The organism is Paenibacillus lignilyticus (assembly GCF_017942085.1).
In the GTDB taxonomy this organism is placed as follows: domain Bacteria; phylum Bacillota; class Bacilli; order Paenibacillales; family Paenibacillaceae; genus Paenibacillus_Z; species Paenibacillus_Z lignilyticus.
The window spans coordinates 35442-61266 of sequence record NZ_JAGKSP010000011.1; the positions used below are offsets into that span (position 1 = coordinate 35442).

Here is a 25825-nt window from a genome sequence, read left to right on the forward strand (position 1 = left end):
AGTCGGCATGGACCCCCTTTACATTTTCTTGCGGGATAACCATAATCCCATGACGAATGAGCCAAATATCATCATCCCCGCATTCAGCAATAAATCCCGCCCGGCCGGATCGACAATATAATATTGGTAGGCATTCTCGGGATTGTAATGAAAGTTGATCCCAATAAAGAGAAGCAGAAATAAGATCGGTGAGAAGTTCGCGATACGGATTTCGAGCAGCTTATTGCGCTCTTGCTGATTAGCTCTGCGCGCCTTACGCATATCCGTAATCAGATCCTTTAAGTTCGCAGCGATTGGATGCCCCTCCGCCAAACCGGCCCGAACGATATTCACAAAATAATCCGCCCACACATGTCCCAGCGAAGCCGCAAAAATCCGCAAACTAGCTTCATCATCGCCGCGAACGGATACATTTCGGTACAGCTGCTCGAACACGGCCTGCATAGGCCCGAGCAGCCGTTTCTCTTCGACGGTTCGCTGAAGTGCCGCTTTAATCTGCCTTCCCCCGCTGACAAGGCAGCACTGATAGAACAGCTCCACTGCCGGCAGGAAATCGATTCGCGTCTTCATTTGGCGGTGCACCAGCATCGTCCGAAGCAGCATATATGGTGCGGTGACCATCACAACGCCCAGCAGAAATGCTCCTTTTGCGCTTTGAAAAAACAGGGCTCCGAACGATATGCCAATCAGCAGAAGAAGCAAGCTTGTTACGGCAAATGAGACCGGACGCCAGTTCAGCTGCAGGGATTCAAGCAGCTCAGACAGATGGCGATGCGAACGATCGAAGCGCTGCAGAAAACGCGTAAAACGTTCATGAACGCCGCGATTGCGCCGATAATGCAGCCGACTGATGAATTGCTGCCGATGCAGCCATATTCCCATCATTCCTCGAACTACAACAAATACCGTACCGAAGAGCGCCATGATGAATGTAAGAAGTCCCAGCTTGACGATCATTTCGGCTCAGCTCCCCGCATGCGCTCGGGTTCCGGCTGCCATACAGAACTCCAATGCTCCGCAGACGCCTCCATCAATCTTGCCCGCGCCGATGCGGATGGTGCCTGCGGATACCGCCAATCGCCCAGCTCCTCATCGAATACAGCCCAATCTCTGACAAACACTTCACCGCCGGCCCACCCCATTTCCGCCAATCGCACCAGACGGCGGCGTCCCGAGGCAATACGCATTTCAATTCCGATCTGAGTCACATACTCCGCGATCCGTTTCGTCAGCCGCTCCGGGTCCATCCCACGGCCATCAAGCATACACATATCTGCAATCGCTTCGGGCACATCCTCCAGCATATTGGCATGAAGCGTCGTCATGCTGCCTGCATGTCCTCTCGTACACGCTCGCACATAGATGTTGGCATCCTCATCTCGAATCTCGGCATGGATAATCCGCTGCGGCGACTGTCGCAGCGCCAGCTTGAACGCCTGCGAAGAGCGGTGCATCACATCTTCCTCATCCGCTTCATATTCGATCACATTCTTCGTCGGGAAATCCCGCTTCAGCATCAGCTCATGCCTGCCCTCAATCGTTACGATGCGCTCCTCATCCGGCAATTCACCGATCAGCGCCTTGATAAGATTGGTCTTGCCCGAGTTGGTCGGCCCAATGACAACAACGTTGAATCTGGCTTCCAGAATGGCCAGCAGCATCCGCCGAATCCGCTCATTAATCGTTCCTAATTCCGCTCGCCCAAGCTGTTCCAATTGAAATCGCCGAACCGTATAGAATCGCAATGTCAGCGTAGGCTGAGCCGTGAACCCATGGCCGGTCATCGTGACGCGGGTACCGTCTCGCAGCATCACTTCTGCCCATCGCTTACGCGGATTGATGCGATCATTATTGTAGAGCACCAGATTCTGCTGAATCCGCTCCACCTCGCGAAGCGATTCAAAAGCATACTGAGACGGCACGCTCCTTCCGACACGCACTTCGAATATTCTCGTGCCAACGACCTGTATTTCCTCGAGTCCTTCCCGTTTCTGCAGCACCAGCTCCAGCACGCTCATCCCGATCACTTCGGCGAACAATGCCTCTGCAAGCGTCGAATACGGATGCTGATAGCCGGGCAGCTCATGAATCCGCTGCCGCAGCAGTCGATCCGCAATAACCGCGAGAATCCGCTCCCGATCGTACGTATAGCCAAGTACCGCTCGATTCAAGCTCTCGTTGTATTCACGCCGCTCTTCCTCTGTCTCACCGCGCGGCAGCGCCAAGTAGGCGCGCACATCTTCCGATAACCGATTGAAGTCCCGCTGCGCATCCTGCTCTGTTACCGGAGCAGCCGTATCAGCCACCGATTCAACCGCCAGCAGCTTCGCCGAGAAGGCCGATGGCGAGAAGCGCCCGTCGCCTCTCATTAGGAGCTTACTCCGCCGCGATGGGTTAGCAGCTTCTTATACCAAGGCTGCACCGTCATCCTCATTTGCCGCTTCAAGCCATAGTGCTCAATAAGCTTCCTCGAAGGCTCCTTCATAACCGCCCTCCCTCTCTCGTCATTAAGCAGCCACTCATCGAGTGTTCCCCTATCAAGCTGGGATAGCAGCGGTTCCGACAATGCCAATTCCCCCAGAAACGACACTCCGAGCTCTTTGCAAATATCCTTCACGTGAAATCCTCCTTTGCCCCAAGGCTGGTGTATAATAATCGCTTCATAATCATGAGCGGCAATCCCATACATAGCGGAAAGCTGCTTCATCCAGCGCTGTCCATCCTCTTGAAAGTGAGACAACGCGCTTGTCGTTACGATAATTCGTTTGTGTGCCTTACGGAGCGCACATAGAGTGGCAGCGTTATCCCAATACGCACCGACATCCGCGATCACGATGCTGAAAGTCTGTTCTGCGATTGTGAGCAAATGCTCCATCTCTTCAATAGTGAAAAACTCAGCTTGATCTCGCATAATGTTGCCGAACAGCACATGCAGATCAGGTACGCCTCGGCAGCGGTGCATGGAACGCAGCAGTTTATCCGGCTGCAATGATCCCGTTAACAGCTCAGGGCGTAACGAATCCAGTGTTGCACCCGGCTTATCGACGCCAAGAAAACGATGTACCTTGGCACTCTTGAGATTCAGACACAGATACCCGACTGACCGCCCGCTCTCCTCTGCAATCCGGCAGGCCGAAGCGAAAGCCGCAGCAGTAGTACCGATATTGGGTGTCGTACCGAGAAAGGTGATGATCGGACCGACAAAATAACTCATCTCGCACCGCCTTTGGCTTCCGCGATATCAAGCGATTCAGACGAGTAAGCAATAACCACTTTGCTATTACCGCCTTTACAGATCGAATCGAGCTTCAGCCACTGCGCCTCCGTCAAATTCAAATTGACGGAATCAATCATGCCGTTCGCATTACGTCTGGCGGCATACATGCCTTCCTTATCCGAGTTGGCAAGCGACATCAAGTTAGAATTGCTCGTATCGTCAATTTCGAGATTACCCGATGTTTTCACCGAAGCAACCGTTACCGATTCGGCAAATAACCTGGCAGAAGCTACAGCTTCTCCCGATAGATAAAGCATCACTTTGTCCCCGGCGCGAATTCCATTCGAGACGGAGAGGACATAATCGCGCGGGATTTGAAAGGTCGCTTGCTCTCGGCTTGGCAGCAACCGGAACTTGTCCACCTTCCAGCTTAGCAAAGGCTCGTTTACCCCCAGAGGCACAATCACCTCCATGCCGTCCATCTCTTCCGCATGCAGAAACATTTCCGGAACATAGGAAGCTTTCGAAATCTGCTTCACGCCCAGCATGTCCGTTGTCAGCCGTTCACCGGCATCTATAAACCGTACCGGAACGACAACGTTCACCGTCTCTTGAAATTTCACCTGACGCAGCTGCAGTACATACACTCCATAGACAAGCAAGCCGGATAGAACGGCGGCCGATGCGGTAACCCATATATGACGCTTTCGATTCATGGCGATTCCTTTCCGCAGCTTAGATAGCGATAAATAAAAAAAGAACGCAAGCAGGGGCATGGAGCCCAAGCTTGCGTTCTTCGCATAGCGGTCGCTAAATTTCTGCTACTATAATATTGAACTCATAATAACAGACCCAATAATCGCTGTCTAGCATAAATTGTCATTTTCTCAAAAAATGTTATCTTTTTATTTCTTCATTCACAACCGATCCCTTGCTAACCTTCAGCGACTTGCGATACTCGATTAACCCGATCCTGCACCCCGGTCCGATGGTCACGTTCGTTCCTCTGACAACATCGGCAGTCGTATGCTCCAAGTAAATGTTCTCGCCTTCGATCAACTCGCTGTTCAGTTCCATCGAACGCGGCTTTGAAAACCACTGCTTCATTCCGCCCCACTTGCTCCGCCGAACATTGATCCGTCCGCCGCCAATTTCTTTGGCATGGCAAGGTCCCCATGGACGGATCTCGACTACGTTTGCGCTTACTAAACCATGGATGTGGAATCCGCCCCGAACATCAAAATATTCAGCCTCGCATTCTCCGCGAACAGCCAGCTGTCCCCGGACCTTCATCGACTTGCTGCGAATGCTTCCTGCCGCATCCAACTCGCCAAGCACATGCATCTGAGCGCCATAAATATCGCCGCGGACGTTCGTTTCCCCAACCTGGCGATAAAGCCCGACCTTCAAATCGCCTGAAACGGACAAGTTCCCCATGCTATGGAGAGATTCACTTTCTATAGAACCGAGCACTTGCCCTTCACCTAACACACGGATGCTCTCGTAGTAACCTCCGGAGGTCGAGCCTGTTCCCGTAATCCGCACTTTTCTTCTTGTACCCGTCATCATCTGCATCTTCACCTCGCCTCCTAGCCGAAAATCCGCTCTCGCGAGCGAACAACCGCATCCGGATGTACAATGAGCTCCGACCCGAACTCGACTCGGTCAATAACACAGCCAGCACCGATCTTAACTTGTCGGCCGCGCACAAGCGCTGCCGTCGTTTCAACCAAATGGACATCATCGCCCTCAATGCGATCTGCACGCAGTTGAGTTTGCCATGGTGCCGGTAATATCGATTGCATCAGACGTTTAATTGTCCCGCTTTTCGTAATACTGACGCTGATTTGCTTGGCCCGAATCACTTCCGCTCGTACCGGGCCATCCATGTAAATAGTCAGACGGTCCGCATCCAGCACCCCGTCCACGGTCATCGCACCTCTTACATCGCATCCGCGCGTCCTGCAATCGCCGACGATTTTGATAAAACCATTCGCTTGAAGGACTTCGCAATCCAAATTGCCGCGCACCGTAGCCTGACCCTCGATTTTAGCCATTGCCGCCTTCACCGGACCATCCACGGTCAACTTGCCGGACGCTTCGAAGCGCTCTACTGCACATATGCTTCCTTTCACCTTAGCCAGGCCGTTCATCTTAAAGGAGTAGCAGTCCAAGCTTCCGTCTACTTTGCTGACGCCTTCAAGCTCGACGCGGTGAAAATCTCCTCCGCCCGTAGTTCCCACTCCTGCAATTGCAAAATCAGGTCGATTCATTGTCGTCATTCTCATGACCCCTCCATCCATTCCATATGTTACTTTCATTATGAAGTGAAACGACGCTTGCAAACAGCGGCGCAGGATGGAACATGAGCTACATCCGAAGGCGGATATTGCGGATATCAAAAAAGACAAAAAAAACAGAGCCATCTGGCCCTGCTGTCGTGTATTGCTCTTTCGTTCAAAAATCGATTAGACCGACACTGATTTGAAGCGCCTCGTCTACCTTACGCATCGTCTCATCATCCAGGTGAGTGATTTTGTCGGTCAGACGCTGCTTATCAATCGTGCGGATTTGTTCCAAAAGCAGAACGGAATCACGGTCAAATCCATGCAATGCCGCATCAATCTCCACATGCGTCGGCAGCTTAGCCTTCTGGATCTGGGCTGTAATGGCTGCTACAATGACGGTTGGGCTGAAGCGATTGCCAATATCATTTTGAATAACCAGAACAGGACGAACGCCCCCCTGTTCAGAACCGACAACAGGTGACAAGTCCGCAAAAAACACATCGCCGCGTTTAACGATCAAGCTTTACACCCCGCTTACGAGTCGGCCGAGCGTATCGCCGGCATCTTCCTCCGCTTGAAAAGCTTCCGACGCCATCACTAGGTTGATTTTTGCCATTTCCAGATAGCCTCGCTGCATCGAATCGCGAATCTGTCGTTTCTTCCGCTCGATTAAATACAATTTCATAGCCTGACGAATGAATTCGCTTCGGTTCGAGTTTTCTTTGGCGACGATTCCGTCGACTTCCTCCAGCAAATGATCCGGTAAACTGATCATAATCCTTTTGGTATTTTGCAAATTGGCCACCGAACTCGCACCCCCAAAACATTTCCAGCAAAAAACAGTAACAGTATGTCATTGTTTGGTCCGTATTATACACCTTCATATGTATGCAGACCGTATATCAAGTATGCTGCATCGAAGATAAACGCTTAAGACCGACAACAAAGAACATCTTAACAACATTATTCGAGATAAGACGATAAAATCCTTTAAATCCATTGAAAATCCTTAGATGGTAATTCGTGCCTCATTCATGCCGCTTACAGCAGCGGATTCGACACGGCAACAACCTGCTGCCCTCGCAAATATACGCGCGGTACACGCGCTGCGACCATGCATGTGACTTCATAAGGGATGGTGCCAAGCTTCTCAGCAACTTCCTCAACGGAGATTACTTCGTCGCCCTGCCCACCGATGAGCACTACTTCTTCACCGACTTGAACCGGACCTTCGGAGGGATCAGCACCATCAAGCGCTATCATACATTGATCCATACAAATCGTACCGAGTATCGGTGCGCGCTGACCGCGCAGCAGCACTTCCGCCTTACCTGTCAGCATGCGGCTATAGCCATCCGCATATCCAACCGGCAGTGTGCCGATCTTCTCTTCTCCGGTCGTCACATAACGTGAACCATAGCTGATTCCCCAGCCCTTCGGAGCTTCCTTCACCATAACCACTGCGGTTTTCAGCGTTAGTATAGGTTGAAGCGTGATCCGCTGCTTATTCACATATTCCGATGGATAGATGCCGTACATGCTAATACCAAGGCGCAGCATGCCGCCGCCCATCTCCGGTGTATCAATTCCGGCTGCACTGTTAGCAGCATGAATGATTGGAATATGAAGATCTGCTGCCTTAAGCTGTTTGACGAACGTAGAGAAACGCTCATATTGCAGCTGTGTATAGCCTTTGTCCGTTTCATCCGCACGCGCATAATGAGTGAACAACCCTTCGACATCGATCCCAGGCTGCTCCATCGCGCGCGAAATAAACCTCAATGCATCATCACCTGCAAACAGGCCTAATCGGCCCATGCCCGTATCGATTTTCACATGAACAGCGAGTTTCTTGCCGTTTGCCGGCAATGCTGCCGCAGCTTCCAAGATTTCATCACTAAAAAGCGCAATTGCAATGTCCGCATCCCGCGCGGCTGCTAAACCTTGCGGCGGTACATAGCCAAGCACCAGAATGTTCGTCTTAATACCGGCCTGCCGGAGTTGAAGAGCTTCATCCAGAAAAGCGACACCGAGAAAGTCCACGCCGCTGCGTTCCGCTTCCCGAGCCGTTTCGACGGCACCATGGCCGTAAGCATTCGCTTTCACCGATGCCATAAGCAGCATGCCTTCAGGCATTGCCTTGCGAAAGGACTGCAAATTATGAGATAGCGCATCTAAAGATATCTCTGCCCGAGTGGGGCGATAATAAGCGTTCACATCCAACCTGCTCCACCTTCATTTCCAAAAAAGTAAACGCCCGCCTTGGTGAGGGCAGGCGTTTATCTTATTAACCCGTAGCCTATATGTTAAACGTTTTGGCTTCCTGATGTCAATGAATTGGAGGGTCGAACAGGCTCGATTCGTGCTGGAAAATGTTTTTTGTACACACTATTTACTCATCTCGCCTTGTACGGATTGGGCGACTTTGATCATTTCATTTTGCGGCAGGTTGCCGGTTGTGAGCCTGAATTCCGTGCCGTCGTATGTCCATGTCAGCGTACGTTGTTCGTCGCCGCTGAGGGAGCCGTACGTAAAGCCCAGATCGATCAAGTCACCTTTCATTGCGGACACCGCGACATCCTTAGGCTGCGTTTGAATCAAGGAGTAGTCGAAGCTGCCTGCATAACGAATGATGATACCCGCGTTGCCGCCGAACACGATATCCTGCTGGTCTTTCTCGGATACGCCATCAGGGAGATAGGACGGTTCCATGGCTGTGAAAGCCTTATTGATCGGTCCAAGCGTACCCTGTGAGCCATCATCGGTTTCTTCACTGCTCGTTCCGTTATTGTCCGGATTCGCGGTTGCATCGGAATCGACTGAATTGTTCGTATTCGCATCTGTATTCGTATCGGTCTCTGCATTTACATTCGTATTGCTTTGATCGGAATCCGGCTCGGCTGTTGTCGGTTTGTCGGCTGCCGCGCCCATATTCGTCTGCGTATCAAACACGCTCTTCTCGAGCTTGGAGCCGAATTCGAAGGAATCGAATTTGACGGATACCATCACGGCTGCATTGGCATCGCTGACTTCCACTTTGCTCGGGGCATAGTCGGATTTGTTCAGCCAAATCTTCTGCCTTGCCAGCGATCCGTTCTGATAATTAGCCATGACATCAAATACATAAGCATCGTTGTCCACTGCGAATTGGCGCGAGTTGTCGAGCAGGATGCTTTGGACCAGCGTTTGATACAGATACACTTGGCCTTGGTTGGCCGGCCAATCGCTCTGGAAGCGGAACACTTTATTCAGGCGCGGCGTCAAGACAAAAACGCCCTCATCGTTGCGCAACACGATTTGCGTGATGTCCTTCTTCGCGTTCGTCAAAGCGATGCGATAGTATTGCGGCTTCTGATAAGAAACATCCACCTGATACTCCAGCGGCTGCTGGCCCGTAAACAGCGTCATCGTGCCTTTGCCATGGTAGCTGCCCAAGTTAGTTAGTGTTTTGTCCAATTCCTTGACAACCGATTCCGCGTCCTTAGTCCCGCAGCCTGCGAGCACCGCCGTAAGGCAAAGCAAAATAGCTGCGATTAAACTGAATCGACGACGCATGAGATCCACCCCTCATCACAAATTTTAAACGTATCCGGAATTGCACATTGACGAAAGCCGTTTACGCTTGACTTGTACTATGTCTATGAGAGGACTTGGACAATTATGCAGACTAGCATGACAAGCTTGCGGATCGATATCGATATAAAAAAGAAGAGCCCCGAAAGGCTCTCCACTGCGTGCTTTTAACTTACAAGCGACTTTCCAAGTCCTTTATTACGTGCAGCCAGGCTTCGTGATCTTCTGATTCTTCCCAAAGTTCTTTAAGCTCAGAATCCTTTTTTATCTTCTTAATCGCTTTCTTTGCAAGTGGTAATAAGCTTTTCCCCTGGCCTTGATGCTGCTCGATCCATTCCTTAAGCTCTTCGACTTCACCTGAGTCACGCTTCAGTTCCTCGCCCGGCTTACCCTGCAGGGCTGCAAGAATTTCAATTGCGCCCAGCGTATTAGATGCTAAATCCACTTCTATATACTCTTCGTCCATCACCGTTTCAAGGGTCTCCGCGATCATCTCGAGACCTTCGGAATCAAGGAGCTCCGCTTTCCAATCCAATACATCATCATTCTCGAATATTCCGGTTCCCCATGCTCCCATGACTGGCACACTCCAATTTGTGAATTTAGGTATCGATCTATGAAGTATTCGTGAGGGATAAAAACAATCCTGCTGCCCGAAACTCAACAAGATTGCCATGAGACTGGCGCTTTCGAAAAGCGTTCCTTTTACAATTTCTTCAATTCGCTATCATATTAGCTTAATTATTCTCCTCTATATTGATCAGAGATATGGCTCTGCCAGTACGTATAATAGAGGAGAGATGGGAATGAAAGCCGTAACAAAGAAATGGGTTGCCGTTGCAGGCGCTGCTTGCATCGTTATGGGGAGCGCGCAAATTGCACAAGCTGCCGACACCGCGCTCAAAGCACTTGCAGTCCAAATCAAGCTGTTTACAGGCGATACCGAAGTGAAGCTGGATAAAGATGCGGTCACGATCAATGGCAGCTTATACGTGCCGGTGAGAGCGATGGGCGAGGCACTTGGGCAAGAAGTGGCTTGGGACAGCAAGAATAAGAAAGTGACCTTACGCGCGTATCCTTACGTTGCTGGCAAATACACGTGGACGAACCCTCCGAGCCTTGGACTCGGCTTGAAGGAAGGCGGCTTTTCCGGTCTGTACCATATGCCGGGCGATCCGGACAATGTCTTCTATACACTGGCTGACCGCGGACCAAACGGACAAATTACAATCGACAAGACGGTTAACCGCACATTCCCGGTGCAGGATTATGTACCTCGTTTCTATAAAATCAAGCTTGAGGGCAGCTCCGTGAACATTCTCGAGACGACCAAGCTGCTTCTTCCGGAAGGCACAAAAGGCGTCGTATCGGGAAGCCGATTCACGACCGGTCTAAGCAACATCGCCTCCGATGAGAAATCCTACGACAATACAGGCAAGACCTTGCTGCCGCTTGATCCTGACGGACTCGATCTCGAAGGCATCGCGTACAGCCCAACAGATGACACGTTCTGGATGTCCGATGAGTACCGCCCTTCGCTCATTCAATTGAAACGTGATGGTACGATTATCAGCCGTTATGTCCCTGTAGGCGATAAAGCGAAGCTCGCAAACGCACAAATTCCGGTCATTGAATCGATCCCGGCTGTCTATTCCAAACGGATCATCAACCGCGGCTTTGAAGGCGTTACGATCAGTCCTGACGGCAAATTCCTCTACGCTTCCATCCAAAGCCCGATGGCTGTGCCGGATAAAGCGACAGGTGAGGCTTCTCGCAATCTGCGCATTTTGAAAATGGATCTGGCTACGAAGAAGCTTGTTGGCGAATATGTTTATGTAGCTGAGGATGCAAAATCATTCGTGAACGTTTCGCAGAAGGACGTTGTCATCTCCGATCTGCAAGCACTGTCGGATGATGTGCTGCTCGTTGATGAGCGTGATAAGAACGAAGGAGCGGCAGCGCAAATCAAACGCGTTTACCGGATCGACCTTGCGAAAGCAACGAACATCCTTAACAACGCAGCGGCAAGCGGAAACGTTGAAGGTATATCGGATTGGAAAGCGCTGAACGTTACAACGGCGCCGAAAGAGCTGGTTGTGGATCTGACGACGCTCGATTATCCGTTCGAGAAATTCGAAGGTTTGACCGTGCTGAACAAGAACACGCTTGTTATCGCCAATGATAACGACTTCGGCGTTGGCGAATACGATGCTAACGGCGTCCTCAAAATCACTGACAAACAAACGCAAGTGTGGGTAATCAAAGTAAAAGAGATGTGGTAATACGCATGAAGGGCTGTCCCGGTCGTCTTAGATGACTAGGGCAGCCCTTCTTTTAGTTAGCTATGGAATTGCCGTGCGACGACTTTTTCCTACTCTCAACATCATAATCTGGGGCAATGTGGATAGTTCAATGGCTGAGAGTCGGTTTTCACGACTTTCAGCTTCTTTTCGCCGCGGTTTGGACTCCGAGAGACGGTTTTTCCTACTCTCAACATCATAATCTGGGCAATGTGGTTAGTTTAATGGCTGAGAGTCGGTTTTCACGACTTTCAGCTTCTTTTCGCCGCGGTTTGGACTCCCAGAGACGGTTTTTCCTACTTTCACCATCATAATCTGTGGAAATGTAGTTAGTTCGATGGTTGGGAGTCGGTTTTCACGACTTTCAGCTTCTTTTCGCCGCGTTTTGGACACCGAGAGACGGTTTTTCCTACTCTCACGTAAAAATACGGAGCTACCAAAAAAGAAGCCTCCATAATAGAGGCTTCTGTGTCTTCGAAAGTCGCTCATCGAAGTCTAACGGTTGCCAGAGCGCCTAATCTCCCCTTTTTCGGCGTCCAACAATTTTAACGGCTGCCAGAGAGGCTATTTCGCGATTTAGGTATGGATTCTACCTGAAAAAGGACAAATACGGCCTCTGGTAACCGTTAGAGAAAATACAAAGCAAAAAAAGACCAAATAAGCGTTATTTCAACCGTTAGAATTCAGCACCTCCCAACCCGGCAGGGGATTTTATCTTTCGAACCGCCTGCAGGGACGGGAGGCGGGCAATTGAGCAGAAGGCTGGTAGGGTGCTCGGTGGGTTTCTCGGAGCAGGCTCGATGGGTTTCTCGGAGCAGGCTCGATGGGTTTCTCGGAGCAGGCTCGATGGGTTTTCGCTAGGTTTCTCGACAAAGAAGAAGCCCCCATAACGGAGGCTTCTTCTCTGGATCTTCACATTAGTTAGCGCCTGATTCAACCGGCGCGGACTCCGGTAAATGGGAGACCACAACTTGATAGATGGTCACTTTGTTGCCGACGATCGGACCTGCTGCTGCTTCCGCAGCCGGCTGGCCGTGGCCTTGGCCATGCGCTTGGCCTTGGCCATGTGCTTGACCGTGTCCATGACCTTGCCCTTGACCATGAGGGGAACCTTGAGCTGCCTCACGGCGTGTATGGGCATGGCGGAAAGAATCGCTGTTGGCCCAAGCTTGGAAATCTTCTTCCTTCTCCCAAGTTGTGCATACGCGAATCTCTTCGGTTTCTTCCGAAACGACGGCATGAAGAACATCCATCCGGACAAATCCAGGGAATGTATGTACGCTCTTAGGCGTCTTGAAGCGTTCCAATACCGCCTCTGCAAAGCCGACACGAACTTCAATGCGATTCTCAACTACGATCATCGTTCTACTCCCTTTCTCCTCGATATTCAAGAGCGACTTCAAAAACGAGACAACCTCTTTCGCTTGCTCGCCGCCAATCATCGCATGCTGCAGCAGCGTAATGCCGTGCGGTCCACGCGCATGAATCGATTCCGGATATTTGGTAAGTGTCGATTTGATCACTTCCAGGTCACCCAGCATAGCGGCAGCAAATAAGTCGATCCGTGCACCTTTGGACAACAGCCACTCTGCAATGTCACGGCGTCCAACATGAGAAGCCGCTCCCAGAGCTGTCTCCCAATCATCGCCGCCCCAGTTCATGGAGGCGTGCAATAGAGCAGGCTCTTGCGCAAGCAAAGTTTGGACCTTATTCAAATCCGCGTGTGCTGCGCCTACGAATTCCCGTACCAATTCGGTGCTTAAAGCTGGTTTAGCCAATCGAATCTCCTCCTCATTATAACTCAAATTTATGCTGTCGCTTCATGAGGCTGTTTGTTTACAATACCGCTTGGCAAATAAACCGGAACACCATCATCGTAGTAAACTTTAGCTTCGATGCCGAACACCTCGCGGAAGAACTCCACGCGGAAAACTTCGCCCGGCGTCCCCTGCCTTACGATCGCCCCGCTCTTCATGGCCACAATCCGGTCGCAGAAACGAGCCGCTTGATTCAAATCATGCAGGACCATCACAACCGTGATGCCTTGATCCTGATTCAAGCTGCGGATCAGCTCCATCAATTCCAATTGATGCGCGATATCCAAATACGTCGTCGGTTCATCCAGCAGCAGAACCCGCGGCGTCTGTGCCATACACATGGCAAGCCACGAACGCTGACGCTCTCCGCCCGATAATTCCAACAGGGAACGATGCTGCAGCCTCGTCATGCTGGTAACCTGCAGCGCCCAATCCACCACTTCCTCGTGCGGGCCTCTGCATTCTTCGTACCATTTCAAATGAGGATTACGCCCTCTGCGAACAAGGTCGCGCACCGTAATATCTAAGGCGCCTTCCTGTGTTTGAGCAAGCATCGTCATCGTTCTCGCAACGGATTTGTTGTCCATGCTTGCAAGATCCCGGCCCTCCAGCTCAATCTTACCTGATTGAGGGGTAGCAAGTCTTGCCAGCATGCGCAGAACGGTCGATTTCCCCGAGCCGTTAGGACCGACGATACCGAGCCATTCTCCGGCAGCAACCTTAAGATTGAAGCCGTTCACAATCGGAGCAGAACGCTCATAGCCATACTTTAATTGATCAGCAGCTATTGCAGGATTCATCGTCTGACCCCTTTCCTAAGCAAATAGAGGAAGAAAGGCGCACCGAGAAGTGCAAGTAAAATACCCACCGGGAACTCAATCGGATCAAACCAGCTGCGCGCGGCCGTATCCGCGGCCATGACTAACGTTCCTCCGCCAATGGCTGAAATAGGCAGCAGAATCCGATAATCATTGCCGACTAACAGCCGAACGATATGCGGGACGACAAGACCGACGAAGCCGACCATCCCAACGATGCTGATCGAAGCACCCGCCAGAAACGTAGACAGCAAAATAATAAGCAATCTTCCGATTTCCACTCGGCTTCCGAGCAGCTTAGCCGCGTCGTCACCGAGGACGAGCAGGTTGGCTGTCTTAATCAAGAAGATCGAAGCGATGATGCCAATAACGGCATACGGCAGCAGCGTTTGAAAATGAGGCCAGCTCCGTCCGTTCAAGCTGCCCGACATCCAAGGCAGAACGGATTGAACCTTCTCGCTGTTCAAAATCATAAGCGCCGTCATCGCCGCGCCGAGCAGTGAATTGACCGCAACTCCCGCCAAAATCAACCGGATCGGTGAAGCGCCGCCTTTCCACGATAGAGCATAGACGACTGCTGCTGCTGCAAGTGCGCCAAGGAAAGCCGCGATGGGCAAATAAGCGATTTTCTCGGGGAACAAAATCATAATGACAACTGCCGCAAGCCCGCCGCCCGAGGAAACGCCGATAATACCGGGATCAGCAAGCGGATTACGGAAGACACCTTGCAAGAAGGTGCCTGAGATCGCCAGGCAGATGCCTGCCAGCATGCCGGTCAATACACGCGGGAGTCTGAGATTCCAAACAATTTGCCTCGATTCCGAGTCGGAGGCGTGAAGCAAAGAGCTCCACACCTCGCGCGCCGGAATCGGAATTGAGCCTGACATCAAGCCATACAACCCTGCAAGCAGCAGCAGGACAAGACTAATAATTAGAACACTGCCTCTGCGAATACTTCTCGAGGTCCGCACCTCTTGCGCTCTTTGTCCGGTTACGATTGTAGCCATGGGATTAATCCACCGTCAGAAGCAGTTTATTGATTGTTTCGATCGCTTGCGGCGCTCTGATGCCCGGGTTTGCAGCGAACAGATCAGAAGGCAGCACTTCGAACTTGTCATTCTTCACGGCAGGCAAGCTCTTCCAAGCCGCATTGGTTTCGAACTCTTTCTTAAAGCTTGCTTTTACATCTGCTGCATCGCCATGCGTAATGAATAGAATAATGTCCGGATTAGCAGCTACGATCCGCTCAAGGCTCAGCTCCGCGTATTGCGGCATGCCATCCATGCCTTTGAACGAAGAAGCTACGTTCTTACCGCCTGCCAGCTCCAAGAAGTTGCCCGGGTAGCTTGTAGGAAGCGCAATAACAAAACTGCCCGGCGCGCCGTAAACGATCAACGTTTTCGGTGCTTTAGCCGGTTTTTTCAAACCTGCTACGTCGCTGTTCATCTTAGCAATCAGCTGTGCGGCTTTCGTTTCCTGACCAAGAATGCGGCCGTAAAGTTTAACGGAAGCTTGAATTTCCGTAAAGGTATTGTGGGAGTTAAACATCACTTGCGCGCCAAGCTTCTCAATCGTCGCCTGTTGCGTTTTAAGTGCAGGGCTTGCGATAACCAGATCCGGTTTCAATGTAGCCAGTTTCTCGAAATTAATGCCGTGCGAGCTTCCCACTTCCGGAACAGACGCAGCTTCAGAAGGGAACACTTTGCCGATTGCAGTGGAACGGCCGACAACTTTGCTGCCCAGTGCATAAATGATTTCGGTATCGGAGGAAGACAGCGTTACGATACGGCTTGGTTTCTTCTTCAGCGTGAATGCGCCGGTGCTTGTCGTCACTGTCATTGTGCTGTTAATGGCAACGGAATTGAAGTTCTTATTGTATGTAACCCATTTGCCAAAAGCTTCAGAGATCAGACGAAGCGGAACGTATGTTTTGCCGTCTGCGATCAATGGCGCGGAATCCAGCGATTTCAATTCGCCGTTTATGTATGCGGAAGTAGAGCCGACTGTCAGTTTAACCGTAACGCTGCCTTGAACAGCGGAAACTGCTTTATTCTTAGCATCCCATGTCGCACGACCGCCAAGTGCTTGAACAAGGCTGCTGTATGGTACAAGCGTTCTGCCGTTAATCACTTTAGGAGCGGCATCGAGCGAAACGGATTTCCCATCAAGAGTAACGCTGATAGATGAACTTGCTGCTTGCGCTGGTTGACTTGACCCTGCTGCTAATGGAGCCGCAAGCACCGATGCAGCTAGTAATGAACGAGTTAAAACTTTGGAAAACACATGACCACTCTCCCTAATAATAATGATAATCAATCTCAATTAATACAAACAATGATAATCGATAATGATTCTCATTGTCAATGATAATTTGTAATGAAACTTTAACAAGTAAGACGATGCTTGCAGCTCGAATTTTCCCTTCTATTATATGCCTCATTTTCATAGAAACTGCACCGGATTCACCGCTAAACTACGAACCTCTCATCCCTATGTTTATACGGCGAGCAAGCTCTATTGCTCAGTCTGACCTTACCTCGCACTTTCCTAGCAATTGATCGTGAAATGAACCTGCTCTTACCCAATTCCATACAGAAATCAAATAGTTTTTACCCATTTGTTTTAACACTTTCCATGTATCTTTAGTAACAAAGAAATACCTAATCCTATCAAACAGGAGTGAACCATGTGAAATTGTCCATACGCGTAAAACTAATGTCCAGCTTTCTTGCAATTCTTGCACTGCTGACCGGGATCGGGGTACTAGCCATTGTGCAAATGGGGTCGCTTCAGAAATCCAGCTCCATTCTTCAAACCAACTGGTTGCCGAGTCTTAATAATATCGGGGTCATTAAGGATAACTTCATGGAAGCGCGCGTTAATATCAATAAAATTAACTTGGAAAGCGATCCTGCCGGAATCGCAAATATTGAACAAACCATTAACGAAAATATGGATAAAGCAATGAAGGGGCTATCGGATTATGAGCACCTCCTTATCTCACCGGAGGAAACTGAAATTTTTAACTCACTCCGCGCCAACATGCAAGCTTACTCCGATATGCTGCCGCCAATTATTCAAGCGAGAATAGACAATGAACCTGAAAAGGGATATGCACTTGTCAATGAGCTAACCCCGCAGCGCAAGAAGGTAACCGCAGACTTCGAACGCTGGATCGTGTTCAATAATGATGGCGTTAAAGCGGAAGTGGACAGCGCCGCGCAAACGAATAAAGTCGGCAAATCGCTTATCATCGGCTTTGGCATCTTCGCCATAGCAGTAGGTGTTAGCCTTGCTTTATTAATCTCCGAATCCATGGTAAGAGCGATTCGTTCCATTCTCAACGTAGCAACGAAAGCGGCAAAAGGCGATTTGCGCGAACAAGCCGTCACCAAGAGCAAGGACGAGCTTGGCACGCTTGCCGCCGCGTTCAATGATATGATGGATAATTTGCGGCAGCTGATCAGCCATACTGTCACATCCGCACAGAGCGTGGCCGCGGCTTCCGAAGAAATCTCCGCTACGACGGAAGAGATTGCTAAAGGAAGCACGGAGCAAGCAGAGTCGGCCCAAGTGATCAGCGAGCTTGTACGCGAAATGTCAATCGCCGTTAACGATGTTGCGAACAAAGCATCTGTCGTGGCCGAACTGTCCGACAAAACAAAGCGCGGTGCCGAGGACGGCAGCGATACGGTCAGCGCATCGGTGCAAAGCATGGAGAACCTTTCCGCCCAAATGCAATTGCTGGAGAAAGACTCGCAGAAGATCGGTCAAATCATTGAGGTTATCGACGAAATTTCCGAACAAACGAATTTGCTTGCCCTTAATGCTGCAATTGAAGCGGCGCGTGCCGGCGACCAAGGACGCGGGTTTGCCGTTGTTGCCGACGAAGTTCGCAAGCTGGCCGAACGCAGCAGCGAAGCTACGCAGCAAATCGCCGAGATCATTAAAGGCATGCAGCATAATACCGATCAAAGCTTAAGAGCGATGGAGCATGCGACGCTGCAAACGTCCAAGACCGGTCAAACCTTCGAAAGCATCGTACGCATGGTCAGCGAGACTGCCGACCAGGTGACTGAAATTGCGGCAGCGAGCGAAGAGCAAGCCGCGCAATCCGAAGAAGTCATGCGCGCCGTTGAAACGATCGCGGCAGCAAGCGAAGAATCCGCGGCTGCAGCCGAAGAAACGGCAAGCTCCTCGCAAACGCTTGCGCACCTGTCGGAAGAGCTCAACAAGAACATCAATTTCTTCAAAGTATAAACAGAATCGGTACGGTTCCGGTCTTACTCAAGCCCGTGGCCGTACCGCTGAAATTAACAAAATGAAGAGGCCGGCTGCATCCGCAGCCGGCCTTTCGTCATAGCTATTGGCGATGCACGAAATTGATAATCGCCTGCACGGCTTCTGCGCGAGTCGCAGTGCCGAGAGGTGAGAATTGATTCTCTCCGGTTCCCTGCATTAATCCCGAAGCAACCGCTTGCTTCACGTCTTCTTTCGCCCACGAAGCAATCTGCTCCGCGTCCGCGAACGGCTGTGCCTCTGCTGCCGAAGCGGTGCCGGCAGCTTGTTTCTTGCCGCTGAAAGCGAGCATTCTGTTGATCAGCGCCGCCATCTCCTGGCGGCTGATTGTCGCTTGCGGGGCAAATCGATCAGCGCTTCTGCCCTGGATCAATCCATGTTTATACGCGGCATTTACAGCATCCGCGTACCAGCTATCTGCAGCGACATCGGCGAAGACCTGTTTCGCACCTTTATCTGCCGATAGCTGCAAAACATTCACCATCAGCTGAACAAATGCCGCACGGCTGATCGCTTGCGTCGGCGCGAAGCTATCGTCGCCGACACCTTTCACCAGATGATGCGCCGCCGCTTCCGTAACAGCTGCATAAGCCCAATGTGTAGCCGGCATATCTTTAAATGTCTTCTTATACGTCATAGCCGCATAGGTGCTGAAATGAGAGAGCGGTGCAGAGATGCTGCCTGCCTGCTTATCGACTTGACCGCCGACATACTCCCAAGCACCGGAAGTCGGGTTGAAATAGTAGATGCCCAGGAGCTCCGGCTGTCCGGCCGATCCAATGTCTACCGGAATGGTAAGAATGACAGGCCTCTCGAACTTCGCAAGCTTATGCTGCTTCCCGTCCTTCGTTACGATAGTGAGCTCCAGTTGATAGACTTTACCTTCCAAACGATAACCCTCTTGCAAAGGAGCTCCGTCGGCATTCTGCTCTTTCGTTGCAATTTGGAGAGAAATCATCGCTTCCCCGCGTGCATTCGGCTCCACTTGCGCAAGTAAAGCTTGCAGCACCTCAGGAGCGATTGAAGCCTTCGCTCCTTGAGCATCCACCACAAGGGTATTGCTCCCAAACGTACTCGCCAGAGCCGCGGGAATCAGCAATTCATTCTTACCGCCTTGCAGCGTAACAGAGACTTTGCCATCCTTACTGCCGCTTTTCACTGCAGCCTCGCTCAGTTTCTCTTGGTTCTGCAGCAGTTGATCCGGCACATAGACATAGCCCGGTCCACCATCGCCATCATCCGGATCTTCCGGATCAACAGCTGCTTTGTATACCCCTATCGAATCCACATAGAGCGTACCGTCGCCGACCGGTCCATCTCCTTGATTAATGTATAACGAGAACTCTGCGACGGAGCCAAGATCAATGATGCCATTGCCTTTCGTATTCCAAGGCGCATGCCGGAATTCGGAGAATGGAAGCTTCAAGATGCCGGCTTCCGTACCCGACAGCACGCGGTAAGCCTCCCATGCTTCGCCATCCGGTTCAATAAATTGAATGGTCAGCTTGCGGCCCGATCCGTCCGGTGTCAGCCAGAAAGAGACACCGTCATAGCCCGCCCAAGACATGCCGTTCAGGTTCTTCGTCATCCCGGCAAAGTTCGTAGCCGCAGTCAGCGTGTACGAATAACGAAGACCAAACTTGCCGGCTTCCTTATGCTCGCTGTCAGGCGTCAATGTAACCGGTCCGCCCCACGTATTGCTCGTGTAAGCTTTCTGCGCAAGCAGCTCGCCACCGCCATAATAGTCGAAGTTGTCGATAATCGGGACATTCCCGAGCTTCAGATCATCGACATAAAGCACATGACTGCCTGCCGAGCCCGCGCCTTTATTGACGAAGATCGAGTATTCGGCCAGCGCCGACAGGGAGAGCAAGCCGTCTCCGCTTGACCATTGGTTACGCGCAAACCCGCTGAACGGCACTTCATAAACAGCGCCTTCCGTTCCGCCAGGAATCAGCTGCGCTTCCCAATAATCGCCGTCCGCGTCCTTCAGCTGCAGCGTGACGCCGTTCTGCGAACCATCCGATTGGAGCCACAGCGAAAGGGCGTTGCCGCCGGAGGCTAAATTCATTCCGCCAAGCGCTTTGGTCACGCCGGCATAGCCCTTCTCATCCGTCAGCGTATAGGCCAGCTTAAGGCCGTGATCCCCTTCGGACTTATGCGCCGCGTCCAAACTTATAACCATTTCATCGCCGTCGCTTTTACTCACATAAGCTATAGATGCGAGATTGTTTGAGCCCTGGTAGTATTCAAAGCCATCGATAGCACCGACTTTCGCTACTTGAATGGAATCGAAATACAGCGTCCCTGCACCCGCTCCGCTGCCGCCCTTCTCCACATAGAGAGAGAATTCTGCAATGGAACCCAGGTCGATCACGCCATTGACAGGCGCGTTCCAACCCGGTCTGGCAAAGACATGGAACGGAATTCGCACAAGCCTTGCTTCATCCCCCGAGACACGAAGCTTCGCTTCCCAGTACTCGCCGCTTGTTTCTTTAAACTGCACGGTGATCCCGCGGTTCCGGCCATCTGGCTTATACCACAGCTCGATGCCATTGTTGCCGCTCCAATCGATGCCTTCCATATTCTTCGAAACGCCTGCATAGCCCTTCGCATCCGTAAGGGCATAATCCAGCTGCAGCCCGTATTCTCCGCCGGCCTTCACATAAGAGGAGAGAGACAAGCTCACCGCATCCCCGCCGGAATTCGGCGTATAGGCCGCCTGCAAACGTGAATCGTCGCCTTCATACGATTCAAAGGTATCGATCGTCGGAAGCCGGTATAGCTTGATGCTGTCAAAATAAACCGCATAATTCTCCGCCGGCACGCCGTCCACGTAAAGTCCAAAGGAAGCTACCTTACCGGCATCGATCATGCCGTTGCCTTGCGATGCGTGACTATCCTTCCACCACTGCGGAATGTAGAATCGGCTGAATGGAACTTGCACGAGAACCGGGTCTGTACCGGAAATCCGCAGATCCGTCTTCCACACCTCGCCTGCCGTATCCATGCCCTCCGTTAGCTGCAGCGTAACGCCCATATCGGCGCCCGTTGGCTGAACCCAGAACTGGATGCCGCTGTTCCCTGACCAGTCGGCATTGTCCAGCGCCATCTCCAGTCCGCCCCAGCCTTGGCTCATAGAGGTCTCCAGCTTCAAGCCATAATCGCCTTCGTTCTTATGCGAAGCATCCAAGGTGAGCGTAATCGGCGAACCGGAATTATTCACGGCATAGGCACTGCGAAGTGCCGCACTCGAGCCGCTATAGCCGTCAAATCCATCAATGAGCTGGCTCTTCGACAGCTCGGACGGTGCATCCAGCTTCTCGTCGCCTACGCCGATCGCAATTCTGCTGACCTGCGGGTTCCAGGTCTGATCCGCTTTACTCAACGGGAACTGCACCTTCAAGTACCGCGTTCCGGCAGGCAGCTTATAAGCCGTATACTCGGTGCGCGTCCACCAGCCGTCCCCGCCTTTGCTCGCTTTCACGGCCGTGCCGTATTCCGTAAAACTAACCCCGTCCGCAGACGTGAAGAACTTGAAATCCCCCACCAAATACGCGCTCGGTTCCTGCCTTGCATACGTAAGCAGCTTGAAGTAATTCATGTCGCCGCTCGTCTTGTACTGGAAGTACTCTTCCGTATCGGTGCTGCGGACAAGCCGTTTGTTATCGCCGCCAAAAAACGCATCCGGGTTGTCGGTGCTGAAGCTGAGGTTGATGCTGCGGTCGTTCATTTTGACAAAATTGTTCATATCATCGATCAACACGCCGTTTGCCAGCTCCGGACGCTGGATCGAATCCGGGAAGGTCAGCGCGCTGCCATCCGTGCCGTACTCGATATCCACTTCTCCAAGCTCAGAAGCGCTGTAGTCGCTTGGGAACACGATTCTCACAAACTTCGCCATTGCCGGCAGACTGCCGGAATACTCAACCTGATGCCACGGCCCGCCGTTATCGACCGGCGTAACTTCAAGTGCCTCATAGGACTCTCCGTCTGCGGATGTGAACATGCTATAAGCGGAAGAAGCCAGCTTCGCAGGGTCAATATAGGCTGTTAGCTTCATCTTCAGCCCCGTCACGCCCGTATCAGATGTCGGCAGCGCGTACGTAATGTACTGCTCCTGAGAGGTTTCGAGCTGCTTGAGCCGCGAAGGATCGCCGCCGAATCGAGACGGATTCTTCGCTTCGAATTCCAAGTCGGTCGAATAGTCATACAGCTGCGAGAAGTTGCGCATGACATCCTTGATAACATGTTTGGCGACAACCGGACCGGCCACAGCCGAATAATCGGATGAACCGGATGCATTGTTCGCCTTCAATCGGTAGTAATAAGACGCGCCCGTTACGGCAGATGTGTCATGGAACAGCTGCGTCTCCCCCTCGACCGCATCGGAAACCCGGTCGCCAACGACATGCCAAGGTCCATCCGCCGCATCACCGCGTTCAACGGTATACGAGCTTGCTCCCGCGGAGCCAAGCCAAGATATCGTGGAGACCTCGTCGATAGGCAGCAGTTGCGGCATATCTGGAACCGGCAACGGCGGAACTTCGTCAATGCCGCGGATGTGATAAGCATGTTTGCTTAATGTCCGCAGCAGATTCGTCTCATCGAAGCCGTCGCCGGAAGGGAAGCCCGGCCAGCGGTAAGCGCCGTAGAAGACGCCATCCTTCACACTCTCCGTATGCGGGTAGAAGCCGCCGTCGCGGTTATGCATGCGCAAGCTCCAGATCATAGCGCCGCTTGCACCGCTTTCCTCCACGATGCTTAAGAAATCGTCCACCTGCGCCGTCGGTTTAAAGCCGAACTCGCCAATGATGAAGGCTTTCTTGCCGCGTGCTTTGCCCATATCCAGATTAGCCTGCGCGCCATAATCGGAGTAATGGTCCGGATAATAGTGGTTGGAGACGATGTCAATGTTTGGATCGTTCAGCGAAGCATCGTCAATGCCGTATTTGCCGTCGATGACCAAGTGATTCGTATCCAGGCTTTTAATGTAAGCCGCAATATCGCTGGTCCATGCTTGTGACGCCGGCACCAGCTCGTTGCCAGTCTCCCAGCCGAGGATTGCAGGGTCATCCTTATACGCCACGCCAGTATAGCTGTTCACCCTGTTCAGCACGTGAGCAATGACCGACTTAAAGTCCGCAATCAGCTGCGGATCGCTCCAGAAGGCCGCTTCGCTCTTGCCGCGAAAAGCCGCATACTCCTTAATGCCGCCTTGCCACTGATACTGATCGACGAACGGCAGAATAATGCGCACGCCGTACTGATTGGCCAGCTGCAGCATTTTATCCAGCGCTTTGAACACCTCTTCGTTAAACTGCAGCGGGCCATCCGGGGTTGCCGGCCCCATAACAGCCCGCTCCTCCGTCGTGTCGTCCGCTTTCTTCACGGACAGCACATACGGCCGCGTTACCGTTCCGCCCAATTGAACGAGTGCTTTGAAGGCATCCTCCTGCTCCCATGCCGTCGGAACCCGCCAATAAATATCCTCGATCATGCTAAGCGTTGGCACGTTGGCCGAAATAAACCGGAACGCCGCCCCGCCGTCCTTCAATGTATCGCCGTCACGCGTAATGAAATGCTCAAAAGCCGATGCGGCTGCAGGCAAATCCTCTGCCTCAGCCCGCTGAGGGACGGAAAAAACCGATAAAAAAGATGACACCGTGAGAGCCAGGGTCATCAGGATAGGTATATAACGTTTGAACAAGATCGTTACCTCCCGAACATGGAATGTGTGGAGAAGCAAAGCTTATTTTACCGAACCGCTTACAATGCCCGAGAAGATATAACGCTGCAGAAACAGATACATAATTACAGTAGGAATTAAGATAATCACAACGGCCGCGCTGATCAAATTCCACTGGGCACTGTTCACCCCGGCGAATTTCATAAGCGATGTCGAGACGACGCCCAGCTTCTGCGCCGGCATGTACAGATACGGAATATACATATCGTTATAGATGGAAATCGTCTTAATGATCGTGACCGTTGCCGTCGCGGGAATGAGCAGCGGGAAGATCACGGAACGGAAGATCCGCACCAAGCTCGCGCCTTCCATCATCGCACTCTCGTCAAGATCAAACGGAATGCTGCGAATGAATTGCAGGAAGATATAAATCTGCACCACATCTGTGCCCAAATAAAGCAGCACCGGCGCCATATGCGAATTGAACAGTCCAAGCTCCTTCACGATCGAGAACGTTGCAACCTGCGTGGTCACGGAAGGAATCAGCGTTGCGAGCACGTAAGCGCCAAGCAAATATTTCTTGAGCTTAAATTGGAATCGGCCGAGCGCGTAGGCTGCCATCGTACCTATGATGATATTCCCGATCAGCGCCAGCACGAGGATAATGCTCGTATTCCAGAAGGCGCGCCCCATGTGTCCGATTCGCATCACCGTCTCGAAGTTCTCTAGGTTGAAGAAGCTGCGCGGCAGCTCGAATACGGATGAGGCGTTGTACTCCTCCGTTCCCTTGAAGGCGTTCAGAATCACGACGTAAGGCGGGAAGAGAACGAGAAAGGCAGCCAGTGTCAGCAGCAAGTAATGCATGGCAAGAAAGGGATTGTTGCGTTTAAATATCGACGACATGGAGTTCCATCATCCCTTCTCTTCCCGAAGAATAAATTTACGCTGAATCGTAATGACAACAATGACAATGAGCAGAAGCACGACGCCCATCGCCGAAGCAAGACCGTAGTTGCTGTAATGGAAAGCCGTATCCACCGTCTTCGTCACAAAGGTATCGCTGGCTCCCGCCGGTCCGCCCTTGGTCATAATAAACGGCAAATCAAACACTTCAAGCGCGCCCGTTACGGTGAGCAGCATGGAGAGCTCGACGATCTTGAGAATACTCGGCCACGTGATGTAGAAGAACGACTGCCGTTCATTCGCCCCATCGATCAATGCCGCTTCATACAGATCATCCGGAATCGACTGCAAGGCGCCTATATAAATGACCATATTGAAGCCGAGATACTTCCACATGGAGATGAAAGCCAGCGAGATATTGACCGTATGCTTGTTGCCGAGCCAGCTCGTAATGAGACTATCGAGACCAAGCAACGTAAGCAGCCCGTTAAGCGAGCCGTCCTGCGAGTCGTACACGTACGAGAACATATAAGCAATCGCTACGCTGTTCATGATGTAGGGAAGGAAGATCAGCACGCGATAGATGTTGCGGCCCCGCAGCTTCTTGTTGAGCACGACGGCGAAATAGAGGGCGATGATATTTTGAATAATGCCGCCGAAGAAGTAATACAGGTTGTGGGAGAACACGCTGAAAATTTCGCTGTTGCGGAAGATCTCCCGGTAGTTGTCTAAGCCAACCCAACCCTTCGCCGCGCTATAGCCATCCCAAGAGGTTAAGCTTAAATAGAGCAGCATCGCGCCCGGATACAAGGAGAAGAGGACCAATAGGGTGACCGGCAGCAGCAGAAAGGTGAATAACACGATGATCTTCTGCTTCTTGTAAATGGAGGAATACATGCAAAGCCCCTTCCTGGTTCAATA

The 25825-nt window shown here is 51.7% G+C and carries 20 protein-coding genes and 1 pseudogene; 2 read left to right on the forward strand and 19 right to left on the reverse strand.

Translation table 11 applies throughout. From position 1 onward, the window contains the following. Positions 1 to 18 precede the first annotated feature (18 nt). The 11 genes from I8J30_RS22565 to I8J30_RS22615 form a co-directional block, all read right to left on the reverse strand. Positions 19 to 957, reverse strand: a complete 939-nt coding sequence (locus tag I8J30_RS22565; RefSeq protein ID WP_210661974.1) for a type II secretion system F family protein — start codon at positions 955 to 957, stop codon at positions 19 to 21. Next, positions 954 to 2369, reverse strand: a complete 1416-nt coding sequence (locus tag I8J30_RS22570) for an ATPase, T2SS/T4P/T4SS family (protein WP_210661976.1) — start codon at positions 2367 to 2369, stop codon at positions 954 to 956. The genes I8J30_RS22565 and I8J30_RS22570 overlap by 4 nt, the downstream gene beginning before the upstream one ends. Then, entirely contained in the window at positions 2369 to 3214 is an 846-nt protein-coding gene (locus tag I8J30_RS22575) for a CpaE/TadZ family protein (RefSeq protein WP_210661978.1), read from the reverse strand. Before I8J30_RS22575 ends, I8J30_RS22570 begins: the two co-directional genes overlap by 1 nt. Then, positions 3211 to 3933: a CpaB family protein gene (locus I8J30_RS22580; protein WP_210661981.1), complete on the reverse strand. Its 723-nt coding sequence runs from the start codon at positions 3931 to 3933 to the stop codon at positions 3211 to 3213. The genes I8J30_RS22575 and I8J30_RS22580 overlap by 4 nt, the downstream gene beginning before the upstream one ends. A gap of 181 nt (positions 3934 to 4114) precedes the next feature. Continuing rightward, entirely contained in the window at positions 4115 to 4792 is a 678-nt protein-coding gene (locus tag I8J30_RS22585; RefSeq protein ID WP_210661983.1) for a hypothetical protein, read from the reverse strand. Positions 4793 to 4806: 14 nt separating this feature from the next. Beyond that, complete coding sequence (locus tag I8J30_RS22590) at positions 4807 to 5505, reverse strand: hypothetical protein (protein WP_210661985.1); 699 nt, start codon at positions 5503 to 5505, stop codon at positions 4807 to 4809. 169 nt (positions 5506 to 5674) lie between these two features. Continuing rightward, complete coding sequence (locus tag I8J30_RS22595) at positions 5675 to 6025, reverse strand: type II toxin-antitoxin system PemK/MazF family toxin (protein WP_090581240.1); 351 nt, start codon at positions 6023 to 6025, stop codon at positions 5675 to 5677. Between the two features lie 3 nt (positions 6026 to 6028). Continuing rightward, complete coding sequence (locus I8J30_RS22600) at positions 6029 to 6310, reverse strand: CopG family ribbon-helix-helix protein (protein WP_090644307.1); 282 nt, start codon at positions 6308 to 6310, stop codon at positions 6029 to 6031. A 236-nt stretch (positions 6311 to 6546) separates the two neighbouring features. Next, positions 6547 to 7722 carry an alanine racemase gene (gene alr, locus I8J30_RS22605; RefSeq protein WP_210662195.1) on the reverse strand — a complete coding sequence of 392 codons (1176 nt, stop codon included), beginning with the start codon at positions 7720 to 7722 and terminating at the stop codon, positions 6547 to 6549. Between the two features lie 171 nt (positions 7723 to 7893). Continuing rightward, positions 7894 to 9060 (reverse strand): outer membrane lipoprotein-sorting protein, encoded by a 1167-nt coding sequence (locus I8J30_RS22610; protein ID WP_210661987.1) that lies wholly within the window; start codon positions 9058 to 9060, stop codon positions 7894 to 7896. Positions 9061 to 9250: 190 nt separating this feature from the next. After that, on the reverse strand, positions 9251 to 9655 hold the full coding sequence (locus I8J30_RS22615; protein WP_210661989.1) for a DUF4259 domain-containing protein: 405 nt from the start codon (positions 9653 to 9655) through the stop codon (positions 9251 to 9253). A 229-nt stretch (positions 9656 to 9884) separates the two neighbouring features. On the opposite strand from I8J30_RS22615, the gene I8J30_RS22620 reads away from it, so the two are divergent. Further along, a complete protein-coding gene (locus tag I8J30_RS22620; protein ID WP_240548294.1) occupies positions 9885 to 11360 on the forward strand; it encodes an esterase-like activity of phytase family protein in 1476 nt (491 codons plus the stop codon). A gap of 935 nt (positions 11361 to 12295) precedes the next feature. Here I8J30_RS22620 and I8J30_RS33250 read toward each other — a convergent pair. The 5 genes and pseudogenes from I8J30_RS33250 to I8J30_RS22640 all read right to left on the reverse strand — a co-directional run bounded on the left by I8J30_RS33250 (position 12296) and on the right by I8J30_RS22640 (position 16296). Continuing rightward, positions 12296 to 12739: an antibiotic biosynthesis monooxygenase gene (locus tag I8J30_RS33250; protein WP_240548308.1), complete on the reverse strand. Its 444-nt coding sequence runs from the start codon at positions 12737 to 12739 to the stop codon at positions 12296 to 12298. A 30-nt stretch (positions 12740 to 12769) separates the two neighbouring features. Further along, positions 12770 to 13156 (reverse strand): annotated as a pseudogene (locus I8J30_RS33255) (ankyrin repeat domain-containing protein); the annotation flags it as partial. Positions 13157 to 13185: 29 nt separating this feature from the next. After that, entirely contained in the window at positions 13186 to 13995 is an 810-nt protein-coding gene (locus tag I8J30_RS22630; RefSeq protein WP_210661992.1) for an ABC transporter ATP-binding protein, read from the reverse strand. Next, complete coding sequence (locus tag I8J30_RS22635; protein ID WP_091223801.1) at positions 13992 to 15020, reverse strand: FecCD family ABC transporter permease; 1029 nt, start codon at positions 15018 to 15020, stop codon at positions 13992 to 13994. Before I8J30_RS22635 ends, I8J30_RS22630 begins: the two co-directional genes overlap by 4 nt. Positions 15021 to 15024: 4 nt before the next feature. Beyond that, a complete protein-coding gene (locus tag I8J30_RS22640; protein ID WP_210661994.1) occupies positions 15025 to 16296 on the reverse strand; it encodes an ABC transporter substrate-binding protein in 1272 nt (423 codons plus the stop codon). A gap of 405 nt (positions 16297 to 16701) precedes the next feature. Between I8J30_RS22640 and I8J30_RS22645 the strand changes: the two genes are divergently transcribed. Then, positions 16702 to 18273 (forward strand): methyl-accepting chemotaxis protein, encoded by a 1572-nt coding sequence (locus I8J30_RS22645; RefSeq protein WP_210661996.1) that lies wholly within the window; start codon positions 16702 to 16704, stop codon positions 18271 to 18273. 103 nt (positions 18274 to 18376) lie between these two features. Here the strand turns inward: I8J30_RS22645 and I8J30_RS22650 are convergent, their stop codons facing one another. Genes I8J30_RS22650 through I8J30_RS22660 form a run of 3 tightly spaced genes read right to left on the reverse strand, consistent with a single transcriptional unit; the run spans position 18377 to position 25801 of the window. Then, entirely contained in the window at positions 18377 to 24022 is a 5646-nt protein-coding gene (locus tag I8J30_RS22650) for a CIA30 family protein (protein ID WP_210661998.1), read from the reverse strand. A 42-nt stretch (positions 24023 to 24064) separates the two neighbouring features. Further along, positions 24065 to 24904, reverse strand: coding sequence for a carbohydrate ABC transporter permease (locus I8J30_RS22655; RefSeq protein WP_210662001.1), 840 nt, complete (start codon positions 24902 to 24904; stop codon positions 24065 to 24067). 9 nt (positions 24905 to 24913) lie between these two features. Beyond that, complete coding sequence (locus I8J30_RS22660) at positions 24914 to 25801, reverse strand: carbohydrate ABC transporter permease (RefSeq protein ID WP_210662003.1); 888 nt, start codon at positions 25799 to 25801, stop codon at positions 24914 to 24916. Positions 25802 to 25825: the final 24 nt, after the last annotated feature.